Here is a 3,911-nt window from a genome sequence, read left to right as displayed (position 1 = left end):
CGATCCACCACACCCCCCTCCACCACCACCGGCACATCCACCAACCCACCCCACCGCAACGGCAACTCCAAACCCACCACCCGACCCAGACCCCACACTGCAGCACCCGCGACGTCGGTGAGCACGTCGGAGCCGCCCACCGACACCGCCCCACAGGTCAGCCACCACAACCGGCCCGTGCCGCCGGCGTCGGTCAGCGCCTGCACGACCGTCAGCGCCGTCGACACCTCGGCGACGGCCGGAACCGCGCCCGGCTCCGGCGGTTCGGTCAGCGACAACAGGGACACCACGTTCGCGTCCCGGTCGTCGGCCCCCATGGCGTCCCGCAGCAGCCGCGCCACCCGGTCCCGGTCCGCGCCGGCGGGGATCCGCACCGGGATCGTCCGGGCGGCCCGGGTGGCCAGCTCCGCGGCCAGGGGGTGGTTCTCCTGCCCGGCCGCCGTCAGCAGCAGCCAGGTTCCCGCCAGGGTCGCGGACTCCGGCGCGGCAGCCGTCTGCCACGTCGCCTGGTACCGCCAGGAGTCGACGGCGGCCCGCTGCTGCGTCGTCCGCCGCCACCGGGCGAGCTTGGGCAGCAGCGCGGCGGACGGCTCGTCCGCCCCCACCGCCAGCTCGTCGCCCAGCACGCCGAGGTCCCCGGACTCGACCGCGGCCCAGAACCGCTCGTCGGACGGGGCGTTCGCGCGCTCGGAAGCCGGGTGGGGCCGCGGGTCGTCCAGCCAGTAGCGCTGCCGGTCGAAGGCGTACGTGGGCAGGTCGACCACGCGCGGTCGCGCGCCGGTCTGCCGGTGGTAGGCGGCCCAGTCGACCGCGGCGCCGGCGACCCAGAGGTGCCCGGCGGCGCTGGTGAGCGCGGTGAGGTCGGGCTGGTTGCGGCGCAGCGTGGCGACGTACCGGACGTCGCCGGTCGGCTCCCCCTCGGCGGCCATGGCGGTGAGGACCGCGTCCGGGCCGACCTCCAGGAACGTGTCCACACCCTGCGCCCGCAGAGCCGCCACCCCGTCGGCGAACCGCACCGGCTGCCGCACATGCCGCACCCAGTACTCGGGGTCCACCAGCTCCAGCGGATCCGCGACCGCACCCGTCACGTTCGACACCACCGGCACCCGCGGCACCCGCCAGTCCAGCCCCGCCACCACCGACGCGAACTCGTCCAGCATCGGATCCATCAACCGCGAGTGGAACGCATGACTGACCGCGAGTTCCTTGACCCGCCACCCCCGCTCACGACACGCCGCCACCACCGACGCGACCTCGCCGACGACACCCGACACCACCACCGACGCCGGACCATTCACCGCCGCGACATCCACCGCCACGCCCGTCAGGTCGATGACCTCCCGCACCGCATCCTCGGACGCACCCACCGCCGCCATCACGCCACCAGCCGGCAACGCCTGCATCAGCCTCCCGCGCGCCGCCACCAGAACACACGCGTCCGACAACGACAACATCCCCGCCACGTACGCCGCCGTCACCTCACCGATCGAATGACCCGCCAGGAAGTCCGCCCGCACACCCCACGACGACAGCAACTCCCACAACGCCACCTCGACCGCGAACAAACCCGCCTGCGCGAACACCGTCTGATCCAACAGCTCGGCATCCGCAGATCCGGGCGCCGCGAACACCACCTCCCGCAACGGACGCGGCAACAGCGGATCGATCTCCGCGCACACCGCGTCGAAGGACGCCGCGAACACCGGGAACGCGTCGTACAACTCCCGGCCCATCCCCACCCGCTGCGAACCCTGCCCCGTGAACAACACCGCACGACGACCCACCGACACCACACCCGACACCGCCGGCCGGCCCTCGGCGACCGCCGACAGGCCCGCCGACAACTCCTCGACCGTCGAACCCCACACCACCGCCCGGTGCTCCAACGCCGCCCGCGTCCTCGCCAACGACCACGACACATCCACCACCGACAGATCGGAACGATCCCGCACGAACGACGTCAGCCGCGCCGCCTGACCCACCAGACCCCGCGCCGAGCGCGCCGACACCACCCACGGCACCGGCACCCCGGTGGCCGTGCCCTCGACCGGGGCCGAGACGGGCTCCGGCCGCGGCCCGGCCACGGGCTCCACCGCCGCGGCCAGGAGTTCCCCTGCCGCAGGCGCCGGATGCGCTGCCGGCACCGACTCACGCTCCGGCGCGGAGTCGGGCTGCTCCAGGATGACGTGCGCGTTCGTGCCGGAGATGCCGAACGAGGACACCGCCGCCCGACGCGGACGACCCACCGCCGGCCACTCACGCGGCCGCGTCACCAACTCCACCGCACCCGACGACCAATCCACATGCGACGACGGCGCATCCACGTGCAACGTCGCCGGAACCACACCCGCCCGCATCGACAAGATCATCTTGATGATGCCCGCCACCCCGGCCGCCGCCTGCGTGTGACCGATGTTCGACTTCACCGAACCCAACAAAAGCGGCTCATCCCGGCCCTGCCCATACGTTGCTAACAGCGCCTGCGCCTCGATCGGATCACCCAACGTGGTACCCGTACCGTGCGCCTCCACCACATCCACGTCACCGACGTCCAGCCGGGCGTTGGCGAGCGCCTGCCGAATCACCCGCTGCTGCGACGGACCGTTCGGCGCCGTCAACCCGTTCGACGCCCCGTCCTGGTTCACCGCCGTGCCGCGCACCACCGCCAGAATCCGCCGACCCTCCCGCCGCGCGTCCGACAACCGCTGCACGACCAGGACACCGACGCCCTCGGACCAGCCGGTGCCATCCGCGGCGTCCGCGAACGACTTGCACCGGCCGTCGGCCGACAGGCCGCCCTGAATCGAGAACTCGGCGAAGGTGGCCGGGGACGCCATGACGCAGACGCCGCCGGCGAGGGCCAGGTCGCACTCCCCGGACCGCAGCGCCTGCACCGCCAGGTGCAACGCCACCAACGACGACGAACACGCCGTGTCCACCGTCACCGCTGGCCCCTCGAACCCGAACGAGTACGCCACCCGACCCGACAGCACACTGGTCGCGTTGCCGGTGAGCAGATGGCCGCCGACCTCCTGGGCGCGACCCACCGATCCGCTGGCGTACCCCTGGAAGCTGGCGCCGGCGAAGACGCCGACCGCGCCTCCCTTCAGGCTGGTCGGGTCGATGCCGGCGGACTCGACCGCCTCCCAGGACGTCTCCAGCAGCAGCCGCTGCTGCGGGTCCATGGCGAGGGCCTCGCGGGGCGAGATGCCGAAGAACTCGGCGTCGAACTCACCGGCGTCGTAGACGAAGCCGCCGCTGCGGACGAACGACGTGTCGGAAAGGCCGCCGTCCAGGAGGTTGTCCCAGCCCCGGTCGAGGGGGAAGTCGGAGATGCCGTCGCGTCCCGTGGAGAGCAGCTGCCAGAACTCGTCCGGCGATCCGACACCACCCGGGAGGCGGCAGCCCATCCCCACGATCACGATCGGGTCGTCGTCGACGGCGGCGACCCTGCGTTCGGCCGGCGATCCGTCCGCGGCGCCGAGCACGGTCTGGCGGATGAAGGCGACCAGGGCGGCCGGCGTCGGGTGGTCGAAGACGAGCGTGCTGGGCAGCGCGAGGCCCGTCTCGGCGGTCAGCCGGTTGCGCAGCTCGACCGCGGTGAGCGAGTCGAAGCCGAGGCGCTGGAACGCGCGATCCGGCGGCACGGACTCCACGGTGGCGTGGCCGAGCACCGCGGCCACCTGGGAGCGCACGAGGTCGAGCAGGTTCGCCTCGGCCTCCGACGGCGGCAGTGCGGCAAGTCGCCGGCGGAGGGCGGAAGCCTGGTCGGTGGGGACGTCCTCGGTGCGGGCCGCGGCCTCGATGGCCGACTGTGCCTCGGGGATCTCGGTGAAGAGACGACTCGGCCGCATCGCCGTGAACGACGACACAAACCGATCCCACCGCACATCCGCCACCACCACCTGCGC

Annotated in this window: 1 protein-coding gene; it reads right to left on the bottom strand. The window is 72.8% G+C overall.

The features are described 5' to 3' along the window. Window positions 1-3,872 (bottom strand): beta-ketoacyl synthase N-terminal-like domain-containing protein (locus ACGF7U_RS31765; protein WP_393113080.1); only part of this gene is annotated, 3,872 nt, incomplete at its 3' end. Window positions 3,873-3,911: the final 39 nt, after the last annotated feature.

Source organism: Micromonospora sp. NPDC047670, from assembly GCF_043204915.1.
GTDB lineage: Bacteria > Actinomycetota > Actinomycetes > Mycobacteriales > Micromonosporaceae > Micromonospora.
The sequence above is the reverse complement of the archived record's forward strand: the minus strand, read 5'-3'. Positions and strand labels throughout refer to the sequence as shown.